The 26410-nt window shown below is 61.8% G+C and carries 25 protein-coding genes and 2 tRNA genes; 18 read left to right on the top strand and 9 right to left on the bottom strand.

Annotated elements, in window-relative coordinates:
• Nucleotides 1-25 precede the first annotated feature (25 nt).
• The 8 genes from NZ585_08210 to NZ585_08175 all read left to right on the top strand — a co-directional run bounded on the left by NZ585_08210 (nucleotide 26) and on the right by NZ585_08175 (nucleotide 7176).
• A complete protein-coding gene (locus tag NZ585_08210; GenBank protein MCS7080019.1) occupies nucleotides 26-2350 on the top strand; it encodes a heavy metal translocating P-type ATPase in 2325 nt (774 codons plus the stop codon).
• A 194-nt stretch (nucleotides 2351-2544) separates the two neighbouring features.
• Nucleotides 2545-3354, top strand: coding sequence for an SDR family oxidoreductase (locus tag NZ585_08205; protein MCS7080018.1), 810 nt, complete (start codon nucleotides 2545-2547; stop codon nucleotides 3352-3354).
• Nucleotides 3355-4229: 875 nt separating this feature from the next.
• Nucleotides 4230-4718: a DUF4157 domain-containing protein gene (locus NZ585_08200; protein ID MCS7080017.1), complete on the top strand. Its 489-nt coding sequence runs from the start codon at nucleotides 4230-4232 to the stop codon at nucleotides 4716-4718.
• Between the two features lie 48 nt (nucleotides 4719-4766).
• Nucleotides 4767-5825, top strand: a complete 1059-nt coding sequence (gene selD, locus NZ585_08195; GenBank protein ID MCS7080016.1) for a selenide, water dikinase SelD — start codon at nucleotides 4767-4769, stop codon at nucleotides 5823-5825.
• A gap of 130 nt (nucleotides 5826-5955) precedes the next feature.
• A tRNA-Pro gene (locus NZ585_08190) sits at nucleotides 5956-6032 on the top strand.
• Nucleotides 6033-6129: 97 nt separating this feature from the next.
• Complete coding sequence (locus NZ585_08185; GenBank protein MCS7080015.1) at nucleotides 6130-6408, top strand: acylphosphatase; 279 nt, start codon at nucleotides 6130-6132, stop codon at nucleotides 6406-6408.
• Nucleotides 6409-6479: 71 nt separating this feature from the next.
• Nucleotides 6480-7001: an adenine phosphoribosyltransferase gene (locus tag NZ585_08180; protein MCS7080014.1), complete on the top strand. Its 522-nt coding sequence runs from the start codon at nucleotides 6480-6482 to the stop codon at nucleotides 6999-7001.
• A gap of 102 nt (nucleotides 7002-7103) precedes the next feature.
• Nucleotides 7104-7176: transfer RNA gene (locus NZ585_08175), tRNA-Arg, on the top strand.
• 212 nt (nucleotides 7177-7388) lie between these two features.
• Here NZ585_08175 and NZ585_08170 read toward each other — a convergent pair.
• From NZ585_08170 to NZ585_08145, 6 genes are all read right to left on the bottom strand, one after another.
• Nucleotides 7389-7571, bottom strand: coding sequence for a hypothetical protein (locus NZ585_08170; protein MCS7080013.1), 183 nt, complete (start codon nucleotides 7569-7571; stop codon nucleotides 7389-7391).
• A gap of 53 nt (nucleotides 7572-7624) precedes the next feature.
• Nucleotides 7625-9556: an amino acid transporter gene (locus NZ585_08165; protein ID MCS7080012.1), complete on the bottom strand. Its 1932-nt coding sequence runs from the start codon at nucleotides 9554-9556 to the stop codon at nucleotides 7625-7627.
• A 162-nt stretch (nucleotides 9557-9718) separates the two neighbouring features.
• Nucleotides 9719-10681, bottom strand: a complete 963-nt coding sequence (locus NZ585_08160) for a DUF3108 domain-containing protein (protein ID MCS7080011.1) — start codon at nucleotides 10679-10681, stop codon at nucleotides 9719-9721.
• A 12-nt stretch (nucleotides 10682-10693) separates the two neighbouring features.
• On the bottom strand, nucleotides 10694-11692 hold the full coding sequence (locus NZ585_08155; GenBank protein ID MCS7080010.1) for an ABC transporter substrate-binding protein: 999 nt from the start codon (nucleotides 11690-11692) through the stop codon (nucleotides 10694-10696).
• A gap of 31 nt (nucleotides 11693-11723) precedes the next feature.
• On the bottom strand, nucleotides 11724-12128 hold the full coding sequence (locus NZ585_08150) for a hypothetical protein (GenBank protein ID MCS7080009.1): 405 nt from the start codon (nucleotides 12126-12128) through the stop codon (nucleotides 11724-11726).
• 191 nt (nucleotides 12129-12319) lie between these two features.
• Nucleotides 12320-12712: a hypothetical protein gene (locus tag NZ585_08145; protein MCS7080008.1), complete on the bottom strand. Its 393-nt coding sequence runs from the start codon at nucleotides 12710-12712 to the stop codon at nucleotides 12320-12322.
• A 180-nt stretch (nucleotides 12713-12892) separates the two neighbouring features.
• Between NZ585_08145 and NZ585_08140 the strand changes: the two genes are divergently transcribed.
• The 7 genes from NZ585_08140 (at nucleotide 12893) to fliQ (ending at nucleotide 18927) form a co-directional block, all read left to right on the top strand.
• Entirely contained in the window at nucleotides 12893-13645 is a 753-nt protein-coding gene (locus NZ585_08140; GenBank protein MCS7080007.1) for a class I SAM-dependent methyltransferase, read from the top strand.
• 14 nt (nucleotides 13646-13659) lie between these two features.
• Nucleotides 13660-14754, top strand: a complete 1095-nt coding sequence (locus NZ585_08135; protein MCS7080006.1) for an ABC transporter permease — start codon at nucleotides 13660-13662, stop codon at nucleotides 14752-14754.
• Nucleotides 14755-14871: 117 nt separating this feature from the next.
• Entirely contained in the window at nucleotides 14872-16077 is a 1206-nt protein-coding gene (locus NZ585_08130; protein ID MCS7080005.1) for an iron-containing alcohol dehydrogenase, read from the top strand.
• Between the two features lie 62 nt (nucleotides 16078-16139).
• On the top strand, nucleotides 16140-17453 hold the full coding sequence (gene sctQ / locus NZ585_08125; GenBank protein MCS7080004.1) for a type III secretion system cytoplasmic ring protein SctQ: 1314 nt from the start codon (nucleotides 16140-16142) through the stop codon (nucleotides 17451-17453).
• A 5-nt stretch (nucleotides 17454-17458) separates the two neighbouring features.
• Nucleotides 17459-17860 carry a flagellar biosynthetic protein FliO gene (locus NZ585_08120; protein ID MCS7080003.1) on the top strand — a complete coding sequence of 134 codons (402 nt, stop codon included), beginning with the start codon at nucleotides 17459-17461 and terminating at the stop codon, nucleotides 17858-17860.
• Between the two features lie 8 nt (nucleotides 17861-17868).
• The gene (sctR, locus tag NZ585_08115) at nucleotides 17869-18633 is read left to right on the top strand and encodes a type III secretion system export apparatus subunit SctR (GenBank protein ID MCS7080002.1); all 765 of its coding nucleotides are present in this window, start codon (nucleotides 17869-17871) and stop codon (nucleotides 18631-18633) included.
• 24 nt (nucleotides 18634-18657) lie between these two features.
• Nucleotides 18658-18927, top strand: coding sequence for a flagellar biosynthesis protein FliQ (gene fliQ, locus NZ585_08110; GenBank protein MCS7080001.1), 270 nt, complete (start codon nucleotides 18658-18660; stop codon nucleotides 18925-18927).
• 22 nt (nucleotides 18928-18949) lie between these two features.
• On the opposite strand, the gene NZ585_08105 is transcribed toward fliQ, so the two are convergent.
• Complete coding sequence (locus NZ585_08105) at nucleotides 18950-19816, bottom strand: hypothetical protein (GenBank protein ID MCS7080000.1); 867 nt, start codon at nucleotides 19814-19816, stop codon at nucleotides 18950-18952.
• Nucleotides 19817-19897: 81 nt separating this feature from the next.
• On the bottom strand, nucleotides 19898-20581 hold the full coding sequence (locus NZ585_08100; protein ID MCS7079999.1) for a L,D-transpeptidase: 684 nt from the start codon (nucleotides 20579-20581) through the stop codon (nucleotides 19898-19900).
• A gap of 48 nt (nucleotides 20582-20629) precedes the next feature.
• Here NZ585_08100 and NZ585_08095 point away from each other — a divergent pair, with 48 nt between their 5' ends.
• Nucleotides 20630-21124: a low molecular weight phosphotyrosine protein phosphatase gene (locus NZ585_08095; protein ID MCS7079998.1), complete on the top strand. Its 495-nt coding sequence runs from the start codon at nucleotides 20630-20632 to the stop codon at nucleotides 21122-21124.
• 7 nt (nucleotides 21125-21131) lie between these two features.
• Here NZ585_08095 and NZ585_08090 read toward each other — a convergent pair whose 3' ends face one another.
• Complete coding sequence (locus tag NZ585_08090; protein MCS7079997.1) at nucleotides 21132-21911, bottom strand: CbbQ/NirQ/NorQ/GpvN family protein; 780 nt, start codon at nucleotides 21909-21911, stop codon at nucleotides 21132-21134.
• A 242-nt stretch (nucleotides 21912-22153) separates the two neighbouring features.
• Here NZ585_08090 and NZ585_08085 point away from each other — a divergent pair, with 242 nt between their 5' ends.
• Complete coding sequence (locus tag NZ585_08085; protein MCS7079996.1) at nucleotides 22154-23974, top strand: PDZ domain-containing protein; 1821 nt, start codon at nucleotides 22154-22156, stop codon at nucleotides 23972-23974.
• A gap of 109 nt (nucleotides 23975-24083) precedes the next feature.
• Entirely contained in the window at nucleotides 24084-26270 is a 2187-nt protein-coding gene (locus NZ585_08080) for a redoxin domain-containing protein (protein ID MCS7079995.1), read from the top strand.
• The last annotated feature ends 140 nt before the right edge of the window (nucleotides 26271-26410 follow it).

Below are 26410 nucleotides of genomic sequence, written 5' to 3'. Positions count from 1 at the left end.
GCCGTAAAGACGCTCTGAAAGCGCCATGCGCGATACACTAACAACATCGAAGTCAACGTCAACCACAACACCCTCTCACACCTCTGCCGAGCCGCCTATCGCCGTAACGGAAATCATTGGCGTCGGCGGGATGACGTGTGCGGCCTGCGCCAACCGGATTGAGCGCGCGCTGCACCGGCTCGAAGGCGTCAGGGCGGCGACGGTGAACTTGGCGGCGGAGCAGGCGATTGTGACCTACTACCCCGAAACCATCACCTTGCCCGCGCTACACGCCGCCATTGAACAGGCCGGTTACACGGTCGTCACGACCGCCGCCGATGCGCCGGAGCAGGCGGCGGCCGACGCAAGCGAGCGCGAGCGGCGTTCTCTTGGTCGGCGGGCGCTCATCGCCGGTCTCTTAGCCGTGCCGCTCTTCATGCTTGAGATGTCGCCGATGTTCCTGCCGGCGCTGCACCACGCCTTAGTCGGCGTCGTAGGGGAGGCGGCGCTGCGGTGGGTGTTGTTAGGGTTGGCGACGCTCGTGCAGTTCGGCCCCGGCTGGCGCTTTTACCAAAAGGGATGGGCGGCGGCGCGCGCCGGAGCGCCGGATATGAACACACTTGTGATGCTGGGGACGACGGCCGCCTACGGGTACTCGGCGGCCGTGACGTTGTGGCCCACGGCGTTCCCTGCCGGGACGACACACCTGTACTACGAGGCGGCGGCGACGGTCATCGCGTTGGTGTTGCTCGGCAAATATCTTGAGGCGCGCGCCAGAGGGGAGGCGGGCGCGGCGATTCGGCGACTACTTGAATTGCAGCCGAAAACGGCCCGTGTCATCCGCAACCAAAAGACCGTTGACATTCCAGTGTCCAACATTTGTCCGGGTGATCTGGTCGTTGTCCGTCCCGGCGAGCGCATTCCTGTGGACGGCGTCGTCGTCGAGGGAGCGTCCTTTGTGGACGAATCTATGCTGACCGGCGAGCCGCTCCCGGCGGCGAAGGCCGTTGGCTGTCAAGTCGTCGGCGGGACGGTCAACGGTCGGGGAAGTTTTGTGTTTCGAGCCGAGCGCGTCGGCGCAGAGACAGTTTTGCAGGGCATCGCCCGTCTAGTGCAAGCCGCACAGGGGACGCGACCGCCCATCCAAGATGTGGCGGATCGCGTCGTGAGGTGGTTCGTCCCGGTCGTGTTGGGGACGGCGCTGGCGACCTTTGGCCTCTGGTGGGGACTGGCGTCGCTGGAGTTGGCGGTGGTCAACGCCGTCGCCATCCTGATCATCGCCTGCCCCTGCGCCATGGGATTGGCGACGCCGACCTCACTGTTGGTCAGTACGGGCAAGGCGGCGCAGTTCGGCATCCTGTTTCGGACAGGCCGCGCCATGCAAACGCTCGCCAATCTGCGGACGGTGGTTTTTGACAAGACCGGCACGCTGACCGTCGGACGCCCGACGCTCACGGATGTCCAAGTTGTGGCGTCCCCGCCGGGCCTGACCGAAACTGAACTGCTGGGTTGGATTGCGGCTGTGGAGCGCCGGTCGGAACACCCAGCGGCACGGGCTGTTGTCACGGCGGCCGAAGCGCAGGGCTGGCCGCAAACGGATGTCGCCGACTTCGCCGCCCTGCCCGGTCTGGGTGTGACGGCGACGGTCGCCGGACGGCGGTTGGCCGTCGGTACCGGCCAGTTGATGGCCGAGCTTGGCGTGGACGCCACGCCCCTAGCGCCGACGGTGGAGGCTCTGACATGCGCCGGAAAGACCCCGTTGTACGCCGCGCTTGATGGGCGGCTCGCGGCGTTGCTGGCCGTCGCCGACGAGGTGAAACCGACGGCGGCTGCGACGGTTGCACGCTTGCGCGCGGACGGGCTAGAGGTGGCCATGGTAACGGGCGACAACCGGCAAACCGCACAGGCGGTGGCGTCGTGGCTGGGCGTCACGGAGGTCATCGCTGAGGTGCGCCCGGAAGCCAAGGCGGAAGTGGTGCGGGCGTTTCAGAAGCGCGGCGCCGTGGCGTTTGTCGGGGACGGCATCAACGATGCGCCCGCGCTGGCGAGCGCCGATGTCGGCATTGCGATCGGGACGGGGACGGACATCGCGGTTGAAGCCGCCGATGTCGTGCTGATGTCCGGCGATCCGTCCGGCGTGGTGAATCTCATCGCGTTGTCCCGCGCGACGATGCGCAACATCCGTCAAAACCTGTTCTGGGCGTTCGCCTATAACGCGGCGCTGTTGCCGGTCGCCGCCGGCGTCCTGTACCCGGCGTTTGGCGTGTTGCTTTCACCCATGTTCGCCGGGGCCGCCATGGGGTTATCGAGTTTGTTTGTGTTGGCGAATGCGATGCGTTTGCTGCGCTGGCGACCGCCGGTTCAGCCTTAGGGGGCTTTTTGCGCCGGCGCGGCGGAGTCGCCGAGCAGCGCCTGATACGCTTTGCCGAGAGAGACTATGCAATAGCTCCTTTTCAGGTAGTGTTACTTGGCGGCCGACAGAAGATCATAATCGAGAAGCTACGATGACCACGTCCGCGAAGTTGAACCACAGGGTGAACCCTGTGCTTGTCTAGGAGTCTCCCCATGGCTCCGATGATGAAGATTGGCGAAGTTTTGCAGGGGCAAGTGGCTTTGGTCATCGGTGCGGGTTCGGCCGTCGGCGCGGCGTCGGCGCGCAAACTCGCACGCGTCGGAGCAGACGTCGCCGTCAACGACGCCGGCAATCCGGCCGGCGCGCAGGTGACGGCTGACGCTATTGCCGCCGCCGGCGGCCGAGCCGTCACCCTTGAAGCCGATGTGAGCATTGGAGCTGAGATCAAGGCCATAGTCGCCGCCGTCGTCAAGGCGTTCGGTCGCCTTGATATTTTGGTTAGCGACGCCGGACTCCAATGCGACGCCGCCTTTGCCGACAGAACGTTTGAAGAATGGAACTACATCGTCGCCGTCAACCTGACGCGGCAGTTCTTGTGCGCGCGGGAGGCCGTCCGGCAGTTTCTCGCCCAGCCGCCGCGCCCGTGGGGTTCAGCCACGCTCGGCAAGATTATCTTCACATCGGGTTTGCCTAACGCGATTCCGTGGGCCGTCGAAGTCAACGGCGCAGCTTCCAAGCAAGGCCTATCGTTCCTGAAGAAGTCGCTGTCGCCGGAGGTCACCGGCAAGAGAATCCGCATCAACGCAGTTTCGCCGGGCGCAATTCAGGCATCCGGCAACCGGGCGGCAGGGGATACGTCGGAGTTGATCTTGTATGGATGCGTCGCCTCCCCGGAGGACATCGGCCGCGCCGTGGTCTGGTTGGCGTCGGACAGCTCGGATGACTTCACCGGGACGGCATTCTATGTGGTTGGAAAAAAGCTTTATATGGACAATGGGATGCTCTTGTGTTCAGAGCTTTGAGAAAGAAGGACAAGAGGCATATGCAAAGTCTGAAAAGACTGCATGGCGGCGATGGTCATCAGCGGCAAATTTGACCGCCCGTTTTCAGAACGTGTGGCAAGGCGTCGGCTGACGCCTTGCCATAACGAAGATAACGAAATGGCTGGACTTTGCTTAGCCTCTGATTTTGATTTGGTGCTCCACTTGGAGGAAGCTTGGCTTTGACACGCGAAAGCCGGCTGCAAGCAGCTGAACGCCGACAATCGGCTAACTCCCATTGTTTTTTTTTGATGAACTGGCTTGACGGCGAGCAACATCACAGCCGTGCAACAGCCCATGAACCTATTGCCCAAGTTTTTTCTTTTTTTATTGCTTTTTACCAGTTACCAAGGCCTCTATCCTTCCGTTTGAGACACTGACGGAGACGCTGATCGTAGAGCTTGCATTCTCTTTTTGCGCTTTGATGACCGTCGTATTGCCGTCGCGCTCTGTCTCCCAGCGATAATCTTCCTTCTTAAACTTCGCCTCGTAGTAGTTAACAATCTTCTGGTCTGAGTCTCTGGACTTGGCTGTGTATTTAATTCGACCTTTGGCGCCGCGCTTGAGATGAAATCCGGTATCTGGGTACTCAATCCATTCGCTCCAATATTCTGAATTCTAATCCTCCGAAGCATCAGAAACTGAGTATTTCTGAGTTAATTCTTCCGATTGGATAGCAAAGGTAATAATTCCAACTCCGTTACGGACTACAAAACGTCTCACCACATTGGAAGCCTAGTGTGGTATAGGTTAGGGATTAGCTTGGAAAATACATTGGCATGGTCGCTTATCCATCGCCAACTTGCGTTTCAGAACGCAGGCCTGTTTTGCGTACACCGGAAGGGAGAGATTCGTGTATGTTCTCCAAAACGGCGCCGACGCTCCGGCTGTTGATGACCGGTTTGCGGTGCGGTTCATGGGTTGCGCCGCCGCCGCCCGGCTGGGAACGACTCCCGTCGGCGACCTGCCGCCGCTTACAGCCTTTCTTTCCCGAACTCGACCTTGGCCGTGATGTGCTCTGGCGGGTCGGCCCGCTGCCGTGGTGGGTGCGGCGGACGGCTTTTGTCCCGCCGATTGCGATTACGTTCGGTTCACTCGTTTGGGTGGCGCCGGGTTGGTACACGCCGGACACGCCGGCCGGAGTTGAACTCATCGCCCACGAGCTGGCGCACGTCGTTCAGTACCGTCGCTATGGCTACGTCGGCTTTACGCTGCGTTACGGATGGGATTTTCTCGTCAACCTGCTGCGCGGCGACAGCCTTGCCAAGGCGTACGAGAACATTCCCTTTGAGATTGAGGCGCGGACTCGCGCAGCCGCCGTTTGCCGGCAGTCCCGGCTGGTTTGATAGTTTTGAACGCGCCATCCCCAAACACCTATCGTCCTCACCACTACGATGTCGGCCGACGCTATTCGCCTGACCAAGCTCGCCAAGCGCGCTGGCTGCGCCGCCAAGCAGCCGCCGGGCTACTTGTTCTCATTCTTGAGCGGACTCCCGCCCCTGACGGACCCCAACGTTTTGGTCGGAAGTCAGACGGCCGACGACGCAGCCGTGTATCGCCTCAGCGACGACTTGGCGCTGGTGCTGACGACCGACTTCTTTACGCCGATTGTGGACGATCCGGCCGATTTTGGGGCGATTGCGGCGGCGAACGCCCTGAGCGACGTGTACGCTATGGGAGGCGAACCGCGCGCGGCGCTCAATCTGGTCGGCTTCCCGGACAACCGGCTGGAAGCGTCCGTGCTGGGCGACATCCTGCGCGGCGCGATGGAGATTGCCGCCGCCGCCGGTGTGAGCATCGTCGGCGGTCACACCATCAAGAGTGACGAGCCGATCTACGGGCTGGCCGTCGTCGGTGTGGTGTCGCCCGACCGGATGCTGACCAACGCCGGCGGACGGCCGGGCGATCGGCTGGTGCTGACCAAGCCAATTGGCGTGGGCGTGGTGACGACGGCAGCCAAAAACGACGCCGACGAGCTGGGCGCGATAGCGGAGGCCGTCCGCCTGATGCGGACGCTCAATCGCGCCGCCGCCGAAGCGGCTCTCTCCGTCGGCGTCCAGGCCGCAACGGATGTCACCGGCTTCGGCCTGCTAGGTCACTTGCGGAATCTGGCTTTCGCCAGTGGTTGTGCGGCGGAAGTGGATTATGACGCCGTTCCAGTGCTACCTGCCGCCCGGCGCTATGCGGAGGCTGGTTTCTGTCCGGGCGGGACGCACGCCAATTGGCGCTTTCTCAATGACTGGACGGCGTATGATCCTGCGCTCGCCAAAACCGATCAGCTGTTGCTGTGCGACGCGCAAACCTCCGGCGGCTTACTGCTGGCCGTTGCGCCTGAGGCCGTTGTGCCGCTCCTCGACGAACTGCGCAAGCGCGGGACGCCCTGTGCGGCGGTCATCGGCAAACTGGTCGCCGGTCCACCCGGTCGCCTGACTGTACGGCGAATGGCAGCCTAGCCGGACAACGGAGGGGATGGGCGGCGCGCGGCTGTCCGGTTTCCATTTGACAAACAACCCTGACCCTGAGTAGTCTGACAGCCGTTTCAGTCCAAGCCAATACCGGCCTAGCGGATTGGAACGCTTGCAACGGGGCGTGGCTCAGCCTGGTAGAGCGCACGGTTCGGGACCGTGAGGTCGGAGGTTCAAATCCTCTCGCCCCGACCACGTTGTTCGTCGAATGCACTAGTGAACAACAGGTTTGGCCGAGCTGGGTTAATCCTGGCCCGGCTTCTTACGCTTTGCAACAACAGAGACGGGCGGCATGGGCGTAATTGCACGGCACTTTCGCATCACGGGACGGGTGCAAGGCGTCGGGTACCGGTATTTTGTCCTGTGTGTTGCACGTGAACTGGGGATTGTGGGATGGGTGCGCAACCTTCCAGACGGCAGCGTTGAAGCTTGGGCCAAGGGACAGCCTCACGTGATGGAAGCTTTTCAACACGAACTGAGTTTTGGCCCCTACAATGCCCAAGTCGCCGGCATTGAAGTGACGGAAGCTGATCCCTCGGTTCAGTGTGACGAGTTCCGCATCTTGCGCTAGCCTGTCGTCGCCTGAAAGCCGGTGGTGCGCCGCCGGTTTCGTTTCGGTGAGCCTTCTTCTAGGAGCGCGCGATGGACGAGCTGCGACGCCTGATTCGTGAGATTCCCGATTTTCCTAAACCCGGCATTCTGTTCTACGACATTACAACGTTGCTCAAGGATTCGCAGGGGCTGCGGTTGGCGGTCAACCGCATGAGCGAGGCTTTGGCCGGACAGCCGATTGATGTGGTGATCGGCGTCGAAGCGCGGGGCTTCATCTTTGCGCCGCCGCTGGCCTACCAACTCGGCGCAGGGTTTGTCCCAGTCCGGAAACCAAGGAAATTGCCCGGCGAAGTCGAGCGCATCAGCTACGACTTGGAGTACGGCAGCGATACGCTTGAAATCCACCGCGACGCGATTCAGCCGGGGCAGCGCGTCGTCATCGCCGATGATTTGTTGGCGACCGGAGGGACGGCGGCGGCGGCGGCGGCGCTTGTCGAGAAACTCGGTGGGGAAGTGGTCGGTCTAACCTTTCTGGTTGAGCTGACGTTCTTAGGCGGGCGGAAAAAACTGGCACGCTATCCTGTGATATCGCTACTGACGTACGACCGTTAGACATTTCCGGCGTGCTGGCTTCTAGAAAGTCACATCCGGCAATGTCAGGCTGGTCAGGCGGTGGGATTGGCGCTAGAGTGCAGTTCAAAAAGTTCGGCGTGCGCTTGCGTAGCTCAGTGGATAGAGCAACCGCCTCCTAAGCGGTAGGTCGCCGGTTCGATTCCGGCCGCGAGCGCTTCTGCTTTTAGGTTGCCCGCCTTCAGAGCCGAACACCGACCGCCGGCATGTCGTCGTGTTGAGGCAAGTGGTGTTGGCGCAATGTCTCAGCAAGCACGGCCTTTGGCTCCGCCGGCGGACGGTCATACAACTCGCCCGGCCGCCGCTGGAAAGCCTTTGTTCCGTAGCCGCGTCTTTGCGCCGCCCGGCTGATTGGCGAACCCGTGGAGGTCAGGTATAGGGCGATTTCCCGACTGGAAACCAGCCGCTGACTGACAAATGCCTATTGCGCCGGCGCGTGTCGCCACCGATGACCTGCCGGTTGCTGCGCACTTCTGGGAGACAGCCGTCGGCGTCCCAGCCCTCTTCGGAGGTGACGTAGTAGAGCGGCCGTCCGGCTCTGGCAAAAGTCACTCTTCCTGCTGTCGGTCGAGACGGCAGACGGCGATATCCATCCCACCGGTACCTTAACCAACATGGACGCAGGGGCGCTTTTCCGGGTTTTCAACCGCTTTGCGCAGCACTTCGTGGACGACCGGGGCGGTGTCGCCTTCGCCAAGGAACAAATACTTGAAGGCGTAGCCAATAGGACTGCCTTCCGTCCAGCCGAAATAGACATCGGGGATGACGCCGGTTTCCTTCTGCGCATGCAGCAGGAAAGCGGCGATGGCGTTGGGCACGGCGGGGCTGTCGCAGCGCAGAACACGGTGCTTACCAACAGTAAATCCCTGAACTTCTAGCACTTCGTCGTTGAATTCCGACGGGTTGACAATGCTGACCTCGAAAAACAACACTGGCTCATCGTACCCGATGCGATGGACGCGCTTAAGTTCGGCGCGTTTGCGGGCGTATTCGCGTTCGTCGCCGGTTTGCGGCCGATTCGCCGCAATGCGCAGCATGTTGTTTTTGACGGCCTCCCGTAGAAACTTCTGCGCCTTGGCGTCGAGAACGACCCGCTTGGTACGTAGTTCGGTCGCTCGCAGCGCGCGCGACACCAGCGAGACGAAGATCAGCGACAAAATGAACGCCAGACAGACTTTTAGCCCTGTCGGCCGCTCGCGGATGTTTTCCAGCGTGGTGTAGGTGAAAACCAGCGCAATGGCGATAAAGCCAGCGTAAGTCCATCCGCCGTCGCGCCGCGCCGAGATGACCACGGCGATGGAGGCCGACAGCATCAGCATCAGCACGCCGGTGGCATAGGCGTCGCCCTGCGCTTCAATGCTTGCGTCGAAAAACCACGTCACGAAGAGCGTCACCGCGGTAATGACAACGACCAGCGGCCGGTTGGCGCGCGCCCATTCCGGAGCCATCCCGTAGCGCGGCAGGTAGCGCGGAATAAGGTTGAGCAAGCCGGCCATAGCCGAGGCCCCGGCATACCACAAAATCGCCGCCGTCGTCAGGTCATAGAACGTCCCGAACCCGACGCCATAGAACTCATGCGCCAAATACGACAGCGCGCGACCGGCGGCTTTCCCCTCCGGTTGGAGCGCTTCAGGGGGGATAAGCAGGGTGGTGACCAAGGAACTGCCAATGAGCGCCAGCGACATGATGACCGCCGCCGTTAGGAGGAGTTTCTTCGCGTTGCGAATCCGCCCGACCGGCTGTTCCGGCGTGTCAGTCGGGTCGCCTTTGATGAGCGGCATGACCGTCACGCCGGTTTCAAAGCCCGAAAGCCCCAACGCCAGTTTGGGAAAGGCGAGCAAAGACAACAACAAGATCAGCCAGACGTTGCCGTGGGCGGCGCCGGCCGCCAGCGCCGCTTGCCAGCGGGGGAACACTTCCGGGTGGGTGGCGATTTCATGCAACCCACGCCCGATGACGACGACGTTCAGCCCCATAAAGACAATGACCAGTCCGACGGCAAGGTAGATAGCTTCCGCGAACCCTTTGAGAAAGATGCCGCCCAACAAGACGAGTAGAAAGAACGTCAGCAGCAACCGGTGATTCAGCCAACGGGGTGCAAAGGGGTTTTCGATGAGATGCTCGGCGGCGTCGGCCGCCGACAGCGTCATGGTGATGACGAAATCGGTCGCTGCAAAACCCAGTAGGCACAGCACGAAGGTTTTGCCGCGCCAGCCGGGCAGGAGTTGTTCGAGCATGGCGATGCTGCCCTGCCCATTGGGGCTTTCACGGGCGACGCGCCAATACATTGGCACGGCCCCGAAGAGCGTCAGGGCGACAAGAAACAGCGTCGCCACAGGCGCGAGCGCGCCAACGGCCAGAAACGCAATGTAGGGTTGATAGGCAAGCGTGGAGAAGTAATCCACGCCCGTCAGACACATCACTTGCCACCACGCTTTGGTCGGATGGCTGTGTGCGACGGACTTGGTCGCAGTCAGCGTCCGGTCGCGTGCGCCTTCAAGAAACCAAGCCCGGAATCGAACGATGGTACGTAGCATGCAGATTTACCGACGCGCCCGGCTCGGCTTGGCGCCGCGCCGGTCATGTCGCTCCGGGACGGCATTCTAGTCCATTTCCACCAGCATGCGCAGCTTTGGAGATTCGACCGGGGAAGTTGTCCTGAGCGGTGTAAACCTGCGTGTTGGGGCAGGGAAGGACGCTTACCGTCGTGCGCCGCTGCGCGGCGGCGTGTAACGAACTAAGTCCCCTGTGACGGTTACGCCGCGCGCTCTGAACCGCACTCGCACCGGCAGTCGCGCTGCGTCTTCCGTCAGCCACAGAAAAAACGTCCCTTGATAGCGCGTAAAGCCCGCCTCATAGGCTTTCAGGTCAAGCTTGCGTGCGCGAAACCGTCCGGCGCGAGTCGTAATCGTTTCGACCTCGTTGGTGATAAGCACCGGGATGTCGTAAATACGGTCGTCTTCGGTTAGCACCATAGGAATCGTGACGCCGGGCGTCAGTGGCTGGGTGCGCAGGACGTGCCAGAAGGTTTGCAGGTCGGTCGTCCAGCCGCGACTGGGCAAGGTGCGCACCTTGACCGGCGACGCCGCGTCACCGTCGCGTTCTAGTATGGTGCGCAGAGCCGCCGTCCGCGCTTGGCAGGTCATTTGCAAGCGCTCCCACCGCCGACTGCGCAGGGCGCGTTCGTTGTGGACAAGACCTAAGTCGGCGGCGTCCACAATCGAGAGATAGTCGTTGCGGATATCGAGACGAAGGAGCGCCGGAAGAAAGCCCCGTGTCCGCGCCTGCGCCTGAAACACCAAAACCGGCGGCGAAATCGGCGCTGGACAGCGTTCAGCTGTTTCCGGTGTTCTGAGCTTGGAAGCCAAGGCATCCATTGTTTCCCGAACCGTCTCCGGGGCGACCACCGCCAGTTCCAGTTCGCCCAGCTTGCCGTACAGCGGGAAACGCGAGAAGCTGAACTCATAGGTTAGTTTTTCACCAACTGTAAACGGATAGGGCCGTGGAATAGGGAACGGCGGGGCGATGGAAGCGCCGACGGCGGCGGTGTTCTCCACCGCCGCTGCAGTTCCGCCGGGGGCTTGTCCGTAACCAAGCGGCGTAAGCGCCAAAACACTGAGAGCGCCGCTGAGTCCAAGCGTGAGCCAAAGGCGGTTCGTCATGAGGCGATGTCCTCAATTTGCCGAGGCCGGTTGTTCCAACAACGGCAGAAGTTGCTTTTCAAGATGCTCGGCGGCGTCGGCGAGATGCTGGGAAACGGTCGTCAGGGCGCGACCTTCGAGGACAATAATGCGACGCGGGTTACGTCCGACGGCAACCGCCACCGCCGGGTTGTCCAACAGCCGCTGCCGAGCATCGGCTTCTTTTCCCAGTTCAGCGCCTGTCACCACATAGTCCGGCTTCCACTGGATGAGTTGTTCCGGGCTGATTTGACGGAAGCCGACGACGCCTTGTTCCGCCGCCACGTTGACGCCGCCGACCGCGCGCACCAGATCATCAAACGTCGTCTCTGCACCGGCCGTGAAATATGACGCGCCGAACGACATCAAACGCGGGCGTTGGCGGCGTTGGCGAGCGCGCTCGGCCAGCGCCGCGAAGCGTTGTTCGAGGTCGGCGACAAGTTTCGCAGCCGCAACGGGTTCGCCGACGGCCTCGCCAAGCGCGCGGATGTTAGCTTTGATGTCATTGAGGCCACTGAATTTCGTGAACCGATAAACCGGCGCGCCGCTCGCGCTAAGGAGTTCTACAAGTTCGGCTCGGCTATAGCTCGCTACGAAAATTAGGTCCGGTCGGAGTTGCAAAATGGCTTCTGCGCTGGCGCCGCAACGCCCGGCGACGAGTTTGGCTTTGTCGGCGCAGTAGCTGTACCGTGGATCGTCGGCGAGGCTGCTTAGCGCCACAAGGCGTTCCGGCGGCAGCATGGCCAGCAGGAGCTCATCCGTCGCCAATGTTTGCGAGACAATTCGCTGCGGACGCACCGGGACGGTGACGGCCTTGCCGGCGCCGTCGGTGACAACGCGCACGGCGGATGTTGGCGGCGGCTGAGCCGGCGGTTTCGGTCGCATGCAGCCGCCGAACACCAAAACCGACGCACCGCACAGTAGCGCCCATAAGCAAAGCCGATGGACGCGCCGGCGCGAACAATCCTTTGCGGGAATGAGCATGTTGCTCATTGAACGTTGCACCGCCTTCCGCAGCGAGCGGCTACATCGAGTGTTTGCGCGCCGTTGCAACGGCGGCTCCAAAGGCGATCGCTGCATTGACAAGCAGCCACACGCGCGCGCCGTCGCCCCGCAGCGCCAAGATGTTCGGCAGGAAGATAATCGGCGTGCTGTGGCTCTGCGTGATGGCGTCCCAAGCGAGATGGCTCGCCATACCGACCGCCAGCCCATAGCCGACGGCCTGCCACGGGCGGCGCTCAAACGTCAGCCCGAGAACGGCGAAGGGCAAGATTGCGGAGTGGGTCAGAAACCACCGATGCCATGGCATCCCAAGCCACAGGATGTCCCAGTCCGGGACGGGGTAGTGAGTGAATTGCCAGAGCCGGTTGACCCACGTTCCCGGACGATCAATATGCGTCGGGAGAAAAAACAACGCGCTGGAACCCATGACTAGCGCAAACCAAAACCACAGCCGGCTCGCTTGCCGGTTCGGAGAAGCAGACGCCGTCGCCGCCGGGTCAGAGCCGGCCGACCTCACGAGCGAGAAAAAGGCCCACGCGCACCCCAGACCGGCCAGTGCGTGTTGAAGTCCGTTCCAAAAGTAGGGGTTCATTGCCCGGCCACTCGCGTCGTCGAGACCTAGTAGTAGCCGACGCCACGGTTGGCGAGCGTCGAGTTCAGAGACAGCTTGACGCCAATTGCCATCAGGAAAGCCGACACTAAAAACTCGAACAAGGTTGTGGGCAGCAACACGGCGCGTCCTGAAAAGACCACAAGAACGCCACTCAACGCCAGCAACCCGCCGCCAATCCAGCGCGCTTGTCCACGAAGGAAGACGACGGCCAACAAACCGGCTATCGCCAGCAACACCGTACCAGCGGCGGCAACGCCGTACCACCAGCCGTACCACCAGCCCCAGCGCGAGCTGTAGTACACCGTACTGTCGCCGGCGGTCAGAACGATTTTGCGTCCCAGCCCGTAAAGCCCCGCGAGAAAACAGCCGACGCCGACCAACCCGGATAACCCACGCATGCCGGACACCTCCCAACCCACAAGTGATGTCGTTGCTCAAGGCAAGCCTGTTGCATTCCGGGCAATGTACACGAACCATCGTTTCAACGCCATGTTGCAAAACCCAAACCGCCGGCTTCGGCGACGGCCGTCCGCTGACGACTTGCGCCTGCCGACTAACTCTCGGTAGCTTTTCATCCGATGACGCAGCCGGAATCACCCGCCCCACAAGCCAACGGTGACGATTGGTTTGGAACGCCGTACTACGCCCTGCTTTATCACCACCGGGACGAAACCGAGGCCTGCCTATTCATCGCCAACCTCGTCCGTCACTTGGCGCTGCGTCCTGGCGACCGCGTGCTTGACATCGGCTGCGGCCGCGGCCGCCACGCCGTCTGCCTGCACGAACACGGTCTCGACGTGGACGCCTTTGACATTTCCCTGGCCTGTATCGCCGTCGCTCAACGGTATGCCGGGGAGAGGCTTCGATTTCACGTTCACGACATGCGCCGGCCGTTCGCCGTGGGCGGCTACCGCTGCGCCCTCAACATGTTCACTAGCTTTGGTTATTTCGCGGATGACGCCGAAAACGCCCGCGTCGTCGCCGCCGCTGCGCAGGCCCTTGATCCGGGCGGCTGCTTTGTTCTCGATTTTCTCAACGCCCACTGGATCGTGCCGCGTCTGACGCCCTTCAGCGTTCAAGTCATTGGCGGCATTCGCTTTGAAATCCGACGCGAGTATGCGGACGGCTTCATCCTCAAAACCATCACCTTTGAGGACGCCGGGCGACGCTTTCGCTTCGTCGAGCGCGTCAAGGACATCCGTCTGCCGACGCTGCAAAGCTTCTTTGCAGCGTCGGGTTTGCACGTGGAGGCGGTTTTCGGCGACTATGACCTGTCGCCATACGTGCCGGACGCCTCACGCCGGGTCATCCTCATCGGCCGTAAGCCCTAACGCCGGCCTTTCGTATGCTGCTCCACCTTGTCTGGTCAAACCTACGCCACCGGCCGGTACGGACGGCGCTCAGCGCTTTCGGCGTTGCGCTGGCCGTGACGCTCATTCTCGTTAACGCTGGTCTCGTCAACGGCTCTCAGCGCAGCCGCGCCCAACGCGAAACCAATGTTCAGGCCGAACTCATGTTCTGGCGCGAGTTCAGCTTGACTTCAACCTCAGCTCTCGTCATGCCGATTCAGTACGCCGACCGCCTGCGGCAAATCGCCGGCGTCGCCGATGTCGCTCCAGTCGGGCAATACCTCAAGCCGAGCGAGTACGGCATCGGGCTGGAAATCGTTGAGGGTGTCGAGTGGGAAAGCTATGCGCGCCTGACCGGCGTTCGTTTGCAGGCGGGAACGCCCCCAGTGGACGAATATGACGCCGTTGTAGATGCGGAGTTCCTCCGTACGCGCCGAGCTAAGCTTGGCGACACGGTCAAGGTGTTCGAGCGGTCGTTTCGGATTGCCGGCGTCTACGCGCCGGAAGCCGGCACGGCGCGCTTCAAGATGCGGCTTGACACGATGCAGAAGCTGTTGGCTGCGCCGGAACGCTGCACGTTCATCTACGTTAAGTGCGCCAAGCCGGACGAACAGGAAGCTGTCGCCGCCCGCATTCAGGATGAACTGCCCGACAACACGGTGATTCTCGTCCGCGACCTGCCGGCCGCCTACGCGCAGGGCATTCCGGCGCTCAACACGTTTCTCAAGCTGGTCATTGGGCTGGCGGTCGCCGTCGGCGTGACGTTTGTTTTTCTGACGATGTACACCACCGTCGCTGAGCGCAAACGCGACATCGGCATTCTGAAATCACTGGGCGCGTCGCCGTGGTGGATTATTCAGGCGATTGAAGCCGAGGCGCTGCTTGTCGGACTGGTCGGCTTTGCACTAGGTGTCGGCGCAGCCTACGCGGCGGTCGCCGGCATTACGGCATTGACGGCTTTACGGCCGGAAATCGAACTTCGCTGGCTGGGCTTCGCCGCCCTGATCAGTTTGGCGAGCACGGCGTTGGGAGCGTTGTATCCGGCGTGGCGTGCAGCGCGGCTCGATCCGGTCGAGACGCTGGCCGAGTAGTTCCGCCGCTGCGTAGCCGCGCACTGTGCGTTTGCTAGACGCTACGGTATAGTGCGCGCACGGCGCAGGGCGTCCGCCGCCGGCGCCGGTTCACTCACAGCAACCGAGGAAGTTCCAATGGGTTTCATCACCGGCAACCCGCCCCTGACCCGACCCGACGCCACCTTCGTTGCGCCGACCGAAATCAAGTACGGCGTCGGCAAGGTCGGCAACCTGACGATTGAACTCCAACTTGCGCCCGATCTGGCCGAACGAACGCGGGTCGCCGTCTTCACCGACCCCGGGGTGGCGGCGGTCGGCTTGCTTGATGTTGTCCGGCAGGCGTTCGCCGACTCGGATTACACAATTGTCGCCGTCATCGCCGACGTACCACCTGAATCGGACACGGAGTTTGTCAAGCAGGCCGCCGCGAAGCTCAATGAACAGGAAGTTTCACTCATCGTGGCGCTTGGCGGCGGAAGCGTCATGGACACGGCCAAGATTGCGGCGGTGATTGCAGCCTACGGCGGCGAAGCCGGCGACTATGAGGGCGGCTTTATGGTGCCAGGACCCATTACGCCCATCATCGCCATTCCGACGACCGTCGGCACGGGGAGCGAAGTGACGCTGGCCGCCGTCGTCAAGGACAACATACGGCGACGCAAGCTGACCATCGGCAGCCCGTTTCTTTTCCCGCGCATGGCGGTGCTCGATCCCAACATGGTCGCCACGCTACCAGCCAAACTGGTTGCGTGGACGGGCTTTGACGCCCTTACCCACGCGATTGAAGCCTATTCCTGTGCAGAGCGCGAACCAATTTCGGCGGCGCTGGCGCTGGGCGCGATTGAACTCATCGCCGACAACCTTGAAGCCGCTATGCAGGAAACTGGGCCGACGGAGGCCCGCGCCAAAATGCAGTACGCGGCGACGATGGCTGCCATGGCGTTTTCCAACTCGCCGGTTGGCGCTGTCCACGCCATTGCCCATTCGGTGGGTGCACTCTTCGGCATTCACCACGGCTTGTCGAATGCGATTGCCTTACCCTTTGTGATGGAGTTCAATCTGCCGGCCGTGGCGGCGTACTACGCCGCCGTCGCCCGCGCCTTGGGCGTGAAGGATGTCGGACAATCCACGGAGGCGTTAGCGGAGGCGGGGATTGCGGCCGTGCGCGCCTTGAAGCAGCGATGCGGTGTGCCTGCGCAGTATCGTGAAGTCGGCGTGCCGACTGACCCCGACACGGCTGCGGCTGTCACGGATTTGACGCTTGAAGACATCTGCTTGTCGTTCAACCCGGTCAAAGCCGAACGCGACGCAATTCTGGCATTGGTGACGCGCACGTTATAAGCACCTAGTAAGCGCCGGCCTAGCCGGTTGGTTTAGCGAGTGGGGGATAAGGTGGAAGCGCCATGAGTGAGGTCCCGGACGATCCGTTTGCTTTCGACCTTTTCGCCCAGCCTGTTGTCGCGCCGGACGAAGAGGAAGTGGCGGCGGCGCCGGAAACAGAGCCGCCGCGTGAGCGGCGCTGGTACGACGCGCTGCCTAAACTAACGCAGGTCGAGGCGGCTTCCGGGCGTGAATTAGGCGGTGCTCCAACTTGGCTGTTTGGAGCGATGTTTCGCGCGGCCGCCCCGCGGCTGCTAACCATTTTACGAACGCCGCCGGAACTGTTCGGGATAAGCTCCTTTGGTCTAGCCGAAGTCGCCGCCAACGAGCTTGGTCGCGCCACCGAAGACCGCCGTTTTTGCGCCACTTTGGGCGTCGGTCAGGGTGACGCCGCCGTGTTTTTGCAAACCGACGCCGGTTTCGCGGCGGCGCTTGTTGAGCGCATGCTGGGTGGGAGCGGGACGCCGCCCGACAGCGTGCGCCAAGTGTCCTCGGCTGAGGCGGCGGCGCTGGAGTTTTTGTTGCTTGCCATGGCCTGGGACGTCAACGCTTTTCTCGGCGAACCGGCGTTGCGCTTGACCTCCTGTGCGCGGTGGCTGTCATACGGACACTTTCTCTCCGCTACATCCGATCCCAACGCGCCAACCCGCCGGCTGGTTGGGGCCGTCAGCATGAAGTTTGCGGAAGTTGTTGGTTTTGCGGAATTTATCTTTGACGCCGCTGCCCTGTCCGCCCTGCGGACGCTCGCCAGCCGGGTGATGGCGCGGCCGCTTACCGACCCGGCCTTGGCGCTGATTCGCCAAAAACGTCTGGCGGAGTTGGCAAAACTCCAACCGACGCTGCCCATGGCGGTGGAGGTCGGAGCTTTTGAAGCCGCCTACCGGGAGTTGCAGACGCTTGAAGTCGGCGACTTCGTCGTTTTGGAAACGATACAATCCGTGCTTCAACCGGGCGAGGCCGGCAGCGTCACGGTTGGCGGAACGGAAAACCTGAGGCTCTTCGGCGACTTTGACGATACACTGCGCCTGATTGTCCGAGACCTTCTGCCGGCGTCGCCGCTGTCGCTGCTTGAGGAGAATGTCGCCATGCCTGTAGAGGAAACCGCCGCGCCGGCTGTGGCGCTCGACGATTTGACCGTCACGGTGCGCGTTGAGCTGGCCGCGCGCCGAATGCGTTTGGAGGAAGTTGCGCAGTTGCGCGTCGGCCACGTTCTGGAACTTGGCTGTAAGCCGACCGATCCGGTGACGCTGACGCTTGACGGCCGCCCGATTGCGCGTGGGGAACTGGTGGATATCGAGGGACGTTTGGGCGTCCGTATCACTCAAGCCCGGAGCTAGGTGCGATGCTGGCGCTGGTTGGATGGCAAAGCGCCGTGGAGCCGCCCCCGCCGGCCGGCAGCGGTTTCTTTTGGGCGTTGCTTCAAACGCTCGCCGCGCTGGGGATAGTCTGCGCCGTCGCCTACGTGACGCTGCGCGTGATCCTGCCGAAGCTGGGCGGTCTTGGGCTGCGGCGGTCGGCCGGTCTTGTCCACGTTGTGGACGCCCTTCCGCTTGAACCCCGCCGTACGCTATACGTCATTGAAGTCAACGGAAAGTACCTGCTGGTCGGCGCGTCCGAGGCCGGCCTTCAGATAATCGAAACGCTGGATGCGGCGGCTGTGGAGCAGGCGTTGGCCGCCCGCGAGACTGCACCGCCGCTGCCGCCGTTCGCGCAGGCCGTCGGCCGGTGGTTTCTGCGAAAGTGAGGAAAGCCATGCCGTTACGTGCGCGTCTGCTCAAGGTTGTCGCCGTATTCTTCCTACTGGTGGGTTGCAGCGTCGGATCGTCGTCGGCGGCGATGGCGCAGGGGCCGGTGCAGGCGAATCCGGTGGTCTTGGTGGTGACACTGGGTGCGCTCGCGCTCGCTCCCTTCGCGCTCATCATGATGACCTCGTTTGTAAAGATTTCCGTCGTGCTCTCCATTTTGAGAAACGCGCTCGGCACACAGCAGATTCCACCCAATCAGGTCATCACGGGCATTTCGCTCATTTTGACCATCTTCATTATGGCGCCGGTGGCCGAGAAGATGCTGGAAGAAGCCGGCCTGTCGGACGCCACAGCGCCGGTCTTTACGGAAATGCGCGCCGAAACCCTCTTCAAGGCGCTTGATAAGGGCAAGGAACCGCTGCGGGCCTTTCTCGAACGCAACGCCCACGAAGCCGACCGCCGGTTGTTTCTGGGATTGGCGCAGCGGCTGGCGCAAAAGAACGGCAAGGACCCAAACGCCATTACCGCCCGCGATTTTCGCGTTGTTGTTCCGGCGTTCGTCACCAGCCAACTGACGGAGGCGTTTCAGATTGGCTTCCTGCTGTTTATTCCGTTTCTCGTCATTGACATGCTGGTGTCGAACATCCTTCAGGCGATGGGGATGTTCATGCTTTCGCCGACGATCATCTCGCTGCCTTTCAAGTTGTTGCTTTTTGTGTTGGTCAAAGGCTGGGTGACGCTCATCCAGAATCTTGTGGTGAGTTACGCTTGACGGCTTTCGCGCCAAGGTACGCCTATGCAGACGTTTCTAACGCTTGCCAATCAGACGCTCTGGTTGATTTTGCTTCTGTCGCTGCCGGCGTTGACCGTCAGTCTCATCGTGGGGCTGGTCATTAGCCTGTTGCAGGCGCTGACGCAAATTCAGGAACAAACCCTGACGTTCGTGCCAAAGATGATCGCCACCATCCTTACCTTGATTTTCTTCGGCAGTTGGACGTTCACGCAGTTGATCACGTTCACCCAACAGGTCATGGCGTACATTCCGAGGGTCGCCGCCTTGCGCTGAGCTGCACTATCGCGGCTTCCAATCACGCCTGTAACTGTTTACGTTCACCGCTGGCGGCCGGCGCGGGCGCTGCGTTCGTTGTCCCGGCGGCCGCTTGACGACGTTTGGCGTAGAACAGGAAACCGCCCAGCCCAAGGACAGTGACCACGATTGAAACGCCGACCAGCGTCACCAGCTTGTTGATTTTCGCCCGTTTCTCGATGTCGGCCAGTTGCGCCTCAAGCTGACGCGGCGGCTCGGAGAAGATCGTCACCACCACGTTGTTAGCGTCCAAGTTGGGAACGCCGCCAGTGACAAGCCGTTTCACGTCGTCTTCTTTGAAGCGGGTTTCGGCGGATGTTGTCACCAACAGCACCGAAGCTTTGGCCGGCGTCGGCTGCAAGCTGGCGATGTCCTTTTCCGGCAGCACAATGTTGACGCTCACCCGCGCCACGTCCGGCAACTGGCGTAACTGGCGCTCGATTTCCGTTTTGATTTGTTTGATTTTCTTAGCCTCTTCCGCCGTAGGCGAAAGACCGCCGAACGTCCCGCCGCCGGTATCTTCACCTAGCCCTGTCCCCGTGGGGCGCGGTAGCCCTAGTTCCTGTAGGATGCGAATGGCCAGCGCCGCCTTACCCGAAGCGAAGGCGTCTTCAATAACGAGGATGCGCCAACCCTTTTGGTCTTCGCCCCCAGCGGGTTCCTTTTTGGCTTCAATACCGCGGTCTTGGAGGACGGCGATGATCTCGTTGGCTTCAGGTTCCGTTTGTACCGTCACCACCGGTTCCTGCTTCTGACAGGCGGTCGTCAGCAACAGAACCATCCACAAACCCACCAAAGACAGCCGGCGCCAAGCGTTGCGACGAGCCGGGGACGGGCGAGGCGTCGAGCGGAGCATGACAGAGGACATACTGGAATACCGTGGTACAGGATGGAATCAGGCGTCGCCGGTGAACATTGGCAAGTAAGCTTGGCGACTGAGCGCCGAAAGTCAACCCGGTGCGGGTGGAAGCGTGATGGTGACCGGTGTCCCGAGCGGGCAGGCCAACCACAGTTCCTCGATGTCGGCGTTGTCCAACGCCACGCATCCCGCAGTCCAGTCGGTGTTGACGCCCCCGCCGTGGATGCCGATTTCCCCACCCAGCGGCGTATCCCACGGCGGACGCGCCCGCGCGCGCTGCGCCTGCAGGATGGCGTCATGCTGCTCGCGGCTGATGAGTCCAGCGCGCAGCCCGCGCACGGCATCTTCTGCGTTTGGGTAACTCAACCCCAAAAACAAGTGGAAACGGCTGCGCTCATTGCGCGTGCAAACGTAGAAATCACCCACCGGCGTTCGCTGATCACCCTCCCATTCCTTATCCAGATTGGGTTCAGCGCCTAAGGCGACGCGGTAGGTTTTGACGCAAACCCCACCAGACCATAACTCAAGCCGGCGTAAGCGCTTACAGACGCGCAGCGCAACCTGCTCAAGCGGGAACGGGACGCCGGCTTCCGTTGCCGCCGCGCGCAGGCGCTCAGAAGCGGTGGGGGCGGGCGTCGTCGGCGGACGCAGCGATGCAGCGGCGCAGGACTGAAGCGAAAGCGGCGCAAGCAACACCAACGGCGACTGGCGCGTCGCAGAAATCGTCCCTTGGTCGGGACGGTTGGCCCCGCTTGCAATTCCAGCTTGCTCCATATCAAGCTCCATCAAACATATTCAAAGTCTGGTTTGAAGTAACGCATAATGATTCGAGTTTTGTTTGTTTGCACTGCCAATATTTGTCGGTCGCCAATGGCGGAAGGTATTTTCCGTCACCTCGTCGCTGAGGCTGGCCTTGCCGACGTGATCGAAACTGACTCAGCCGCCATTTCACCCCTGCGGATTGGCGAACCCCCTGACCCACGCGCGCAACGGACGATGCTCAAGCGTGGCATAGACATCAGCGATTTGCGGTCACGCGAGGTTCAGCGGGATGACTTTCAGCGGTTTGATTACCTACTAGCGATGGACCGCGCCAACCATGCCTACCTGCGCTCGCTCTGTCCAAAGGGCTGTGAACATAAGCTCTACATGATGCTGGAGTTTGCGCCCTCCCTTGGCGTGGCTGAAGTTCCCGATCCATACGCCGGCGGCGAGGAAGGTTTTGAGTTGGTGTACGGTGCGCTTGAGATGGCGGCGCGCAACCTCTTGGCGCACATCCGCAGCCGGCAGACATCAGCGGGCGGCGACCTTATGTGACCGCGCGCTACATCACGGTTGTGATGATTTCCTGAATGCTGCGTTGGAGGTCACGGTCGTCGGTAATCGGGTTGACAATCGCCGCTTGACAGGCGCTGACCGGCGCAACGCCGCCTCGGATAAGCTGCGCCGCGTAAACCAGCAGGCGTGTGGAGACCCCTTCTTCAAGCCCGTGGCCGCGCAGGTTGCGAACCTTCTGGCCAATCGTCACCAAGTCGCGCGCTGTCGCTTCATCCACCCCGCCTTCGCGGACGACAATCGCCGTCTCGATTTCAAACGGCGGGTAGTCGAACTCAATCGCCACGAAACGCTGCCGCGTGGACTGCTTCAAATCCTTCAGCACGCTCTGGTAGCCCGGATTGTAGGAAATAACAAACTGAAACTCGTCGGGCGCTTCAATGACGATGCGGCGCTTCTCGACCGGCAGAATGCGCCGGTCATCCGTCAGCGGGTGGATCAGCACCAGCGTGTCTTTGCGCGCCTCGACAACTTCATCCAAGTAGCACATTGCGCCGTGCTTGACGGCCAACGTCAGCGGCCCGTCGTGCCAGACGGTCTCTTCACCCTCCAGTAGGTAACGCCCGACCAGATCGGTCGCCGACAGGTCTTCGTGACAGGCGACCGTCACCAGCGGCCGCTTGAAGCGCCACGCCATATGTTCGACAAAGCGGGTCTTCCCACAGCCCGTCGGGCCTTTCAACATCACCGGCAACTTCGCCTGATACGCCGCCGTGAACAACTCGACTTCGTTGCCGACCGGCAGGTAGAACGGTTCTTTCTCAAGGATGTATTTTTCGATGGCGCGTTCCATGAGCATGCTTTTGTTGTGCGTGTCTTGGAAGAACAGCGTTAATCCGCGATAAGGTGATGGGAGTGCGAGTTTTTCACAGGCCGCCGCCGGCGTCCACCAACCGCCGTAGGCGCGTCGCCGCTTGACACGTTCACTGGCGTCGGCGTCCGTCGCGCCGGCCGCTCCGATTTCACCAAAGTATCATCCCATCTTCGTCTCCCAGCGAGTTCCACCGGCTTATGTCTTTTCTCCACTGTTGGGTACGGGGGCTGCCGTACCGCTCCGGCGTTTGGTTTGTGCTCTGGCTCGGCGTTCTGGGCTGGCCATCACCGGCGGCGGCGCAGCCGGCAATCGCTTATCGCGTGACCATCACCGCGTCCGGCGACGCCGAAGCCGAGATTGAAATGACCATCCGCAACCTCGCCAACCGCGACGCCTTCGATGTGGCGTTGCCGGCTTGGACGCCCGGTTCGTACGAAATCCTTAACCACGCTAAAAACCTCTTCGACCTGACGGCGCAAACCCCGGACGGCAAGCCGCTGCCCGTGCAGCGCCGCGACAAACAAACTTGGCGTGTGACGTGCCGCAACCAACCTACTGTCGTTCTGCGCTACAGTGTGCTGTGCGACCGGCAAAGCGTGGATTCCAACTGGTTGGGCGACGATTACGGTCAATTGGTCGGGGCGGCGACGTTCCTGTACTTGCCCGATAGTCGGCGTCTGCCCGCCACGCTGACCCTGCGCCTGCCGCCGGGTTGGCAGGCGGCTGTCCCGCTCAACCAACGGCCGGAGGGCGACTATGCAGCGGAAAGCTACGACGCGCTGATTGACGCGCCGCTGCTTGTCGGCCGCCTGACGCGCTTGGATTTCACCGTCCGCGACAAGCCCATCAGCGTCGTCACAGCACGTCCGCCCAAAGACCCGGCGGGTTTGAAGGCTGTGGTCGCCAAGCTTGTTGAGACCTACGCCGATCTGATGGGCGGACTGCCCTTCGAGCGGTACATGTTCCAGTATGCCCCGCTTGAAGACGAAGACGAGGAACGGCTGGAGGGTCTCGAACATGCCAACGGGACGCTCATCAACTATGCGCCCGAAACTTTGCTTGACAACCCGCGCGCCAAAAACTTCCTGGCCGTGACGGCGCATGAGTTTTTTCATGCGTGGAACGTCAAGCGCCTCAAACCGTGCGAGTTCGCCGACTACGCGCTCGACCGTGAGTTGTACACGCCGCAGTTGTGGTTCGCCGAGGGCGTGACGGAATACTACGCTTGGCGTGGTTTGCGGCGGGCGGGTCTCATCACCGCCGCCGACTTTGACGAGGCCGTTCAGAATGCGCTGGCCTACGTGATCAACAACCCGGCCGCCAAAGCCGTCAGCCTCGCCGACGCTTCGCTGGCGACGTGGCTGACCGGAACGAGCAACTTTGAGGACATTCCGCTGGATTACTACCGCAAGGGCTTTTTGGTCGGTTTGCTGCTGGACATCGAACTGCGCGTCCGCACGGCGAATGCGCGCGGCCTTGATGATCTCATGCAGCGGCTGTTGCGCGAGTTTCCAGCGAACGGCCCCGGCTACTGCGCCGCCGACATCGTGCGACTGGCCGGCGAACTGGCGGACGGCGACCTGAGGCCGTTCTTCCAGCGTTTTGTCGAAGGGACGGACGACCTGCCGATGGAAACCGCGCTGGCTCAGGCCGGGATGACGATGCTTGTCGAACCATTGACCGAACTGGATTTCGGCTTCGAGTGGGAAGCGACGCCGGCCGGTTTGGAAATCGTTGAAATTGAACCGGATTCCCCGGCCGGCGCCTCCGAGCTGGAAGAGGGCGACCTGCTGCGCACGGTCGCCGGTAAGCCCGTACGCAGTGAAGACGACTTTGAAACCGTCTTGGCGACATTACGCCCCAACACGCCGGTCAAACTGACCGTCCTGCGCGACAAACGTCCCGTGACGGTCACGCTGACGCCGGAAGTCGTGACGACGTTGGATGTCGCGGTCGGTCCTGCGCCAAATCCGACGCCGGCGCAGAAGGCGATTCGGACGGCGTTGCGCGGCGAGTAACCGTTGATCGCGTACGGCGTGCAGCGTTCCAGTCGGTTGAAGCCGTTGCGCCGCCACAGTATTCTGCCGCCCGTCTTGCAGACGGAACGCGACAAGTTAGGAGGCGAGCATGGCTTTCAAACGCTGGTTGTCTGGCGCGCCACGGGGCTTGGCGGCCTTTGTCGTCGTGGCGTCACTTCACAGTCACGGCCGGGCGCAGGCTGTGGGCTGTCCGTGCGAACCGTCGCCGAAGGTCAAGGCGGCGTTGGAACGGCTGTCCTCCGCCGATGAACAGGGCGACAAGCCGCACGAAGCGTTTTACCACCGGCGACTTCAGCGGTTGCAGGCGTTGCTGAAGCAGCATCCCAGCGATCCGTTTGTTCATCGGCGCTACCAGACGGTGGTTTTGGCTGATTCGGAGAACTCGGACGCGCGCCCGCGTCTAATCGCCGAGTATCAAGCCTGGGCCGAACGGGAGCCGCACAATCCGGTCGCCCAGTACCTGTACGCCTGTGCGCTGGGGCCTCAGCAGTGGGAGGCGGCCGCCGCCGTCGGTGAGCGTGCGCTGGCGACGGCGCCGACCTGTCCACAACTGCATCTCCTGATGACGAAGCTTTACCAGTATCGAGACAAAGAGCGTGCGCGTCGCCATTTGAGCGAGTTTATGCGGCTTTGCCCGAACAGTTTGGCGGGCTACGCCTACGCTTCACTCATCACCGACCCGACGGAACTACAGACAACGGCGGAGCGCCTGCGGGCGCGACTGCGGAAAGCGCAAGACCGCGAAGCGGCGGCGGCGTATGTCCAACTGTGGCGCATCGAATTTCGCGCGCGGACGGTCGCCGAGCACGCGCAACTGCGCCGCATGATTCAAAGCGATTTGCAACGCCTGCGGGCGCAACATCGCGTCGTAGATGAGCCTTGGCTGCGAACGCTCTACGAAGGCTACGGCTACATCTCGGATGAAGACGGCCGGCGATGGGTTGAAGCACAACTCGAACAGTTTTTTCCCTATTCCAAGTGGCGGTGGGAAATTCTGGACAAACGGTGGCAGGCTGAGCATCCCTATCCCGATGCGTCGGCGACCCCGGAGCAACTTCAGTCCTATTACCGGGCGCTTTTACAGCATACGGAACAGAAGATTCGCGTCCTACCAGATGACTTTTACGCCCGGCTGCAACACTTTGAGGCGTTGGCGATGCTGCCGGACAGCCCCGATGCGCAGGTGCTACGCGCCGCCGATGCGTTGCTGCGCGTCCTTGATCGACCATCGGAGGTGGTGTACGCCGTACCGCCCATTCAAATGCGCATTGCACGGCAGTACGCCAAGCGCAAACTTCGGCTGGATCAAATCCCCGGACTGATTCAGGCCGGACTGCGACAGCTTGAGCGTCATGGGGAAAGCCAAGCGGCGACGCCGGAGATGAAGAAAATTTTTGAAAACAACATGGCTCTTGCTCGTGAGGAAGGTTGGTCGCTGCTGTTTGACCTGTACTTGGAAATGCAGCGGTACGACCAAGCGCGGGACATCTTGACCGAGATGAGAGCGGCGCTGACGCCGGGGCGGGAGGCGTCCGAACCGGCGGTGGGCGGTTCGTCGCCGGTTTGGAAGGTCCGCTTGGAACGGCTGTTCTGGGAGTGGTCGGGGCGGCTGGCGGAAGCCGAAGGTCGTAAGCTGGATGCCATCGTGTTTTACCAACGCGCCGGGCGGCCGGAGAAAGCCCAAACGCTATGGTCGGCGGCGGGCGGGACGGAGGATGGATGGAAGGCTTTCGGTTTGAGCCACCTGCCTTCGCCGCCAAAAACGCCGCCGCCGGCGCCGGCGACCATCGGTTGGATGAAACGCGATACGCCGTTGCCGGATTTCACCCTCAGCGACTTAGGGGGCAGGACGTGGAAGTTGGCCGACCTGCGCGGCAAGACGGCGCTCATCAACATCTGGGCGACGTGGTGCGGCCCGTGTAAGCAGGAGTTGCCGCACATACAGAAACTCTACGAGCGGGTCAAGAACCGACAAGACGTGGTGATTCTTTCCTTCAACGTGGATGAGGATGTCGGCTTGATTGAACCTTTCGTGAAGAAGCAGGGCTACACCTTTCCGGTGGTGCCGGCCAAAGCCTATGTTGAGCAGGTTGTGCCGCAGCTTTCAATCCCGCGCAACTGGCTGATCAGCCCCGATGGCGTGCTGCACATGGAGCAGCTTGGTTTCCGTTTGCCGGGCGAGCAGTGGATCAACCAAGTCATTGAGATGATGGAGCGCGCCCGCAGCGGCCGAAATCAGTCAAAGGACGGTGACGCCGAGACGGTCATCAAGTAGGCGCTTTCGGTACGGGCGCGGTACGTCTTTCCGGCGTCGGTGGGGCTGTATCTGGTTCGGTGCGGGCGGATGGCCTTCCCGGCCCGCTATCGGTGGAGAGCGCGTTGCGTCATCCGTCGTGCGTTCACCGTGAGCTTGCG

The sequence above is a fragment of the Chloracidobacterium sp. genome (assembly GCA_025057975.1).
Classification (GTDB): domain Bacteria; phylum Acidobacteriota; class Blastocatellia; order Chloracidobacteriales; family Chloracidobacteriaceae; genus Chloracidobacterium.
The sequence above is the reverse complement of the archived record's forward strand: the minus strand, read 5'-3'. Positions and strand labels throughout refer to the sequence as shown.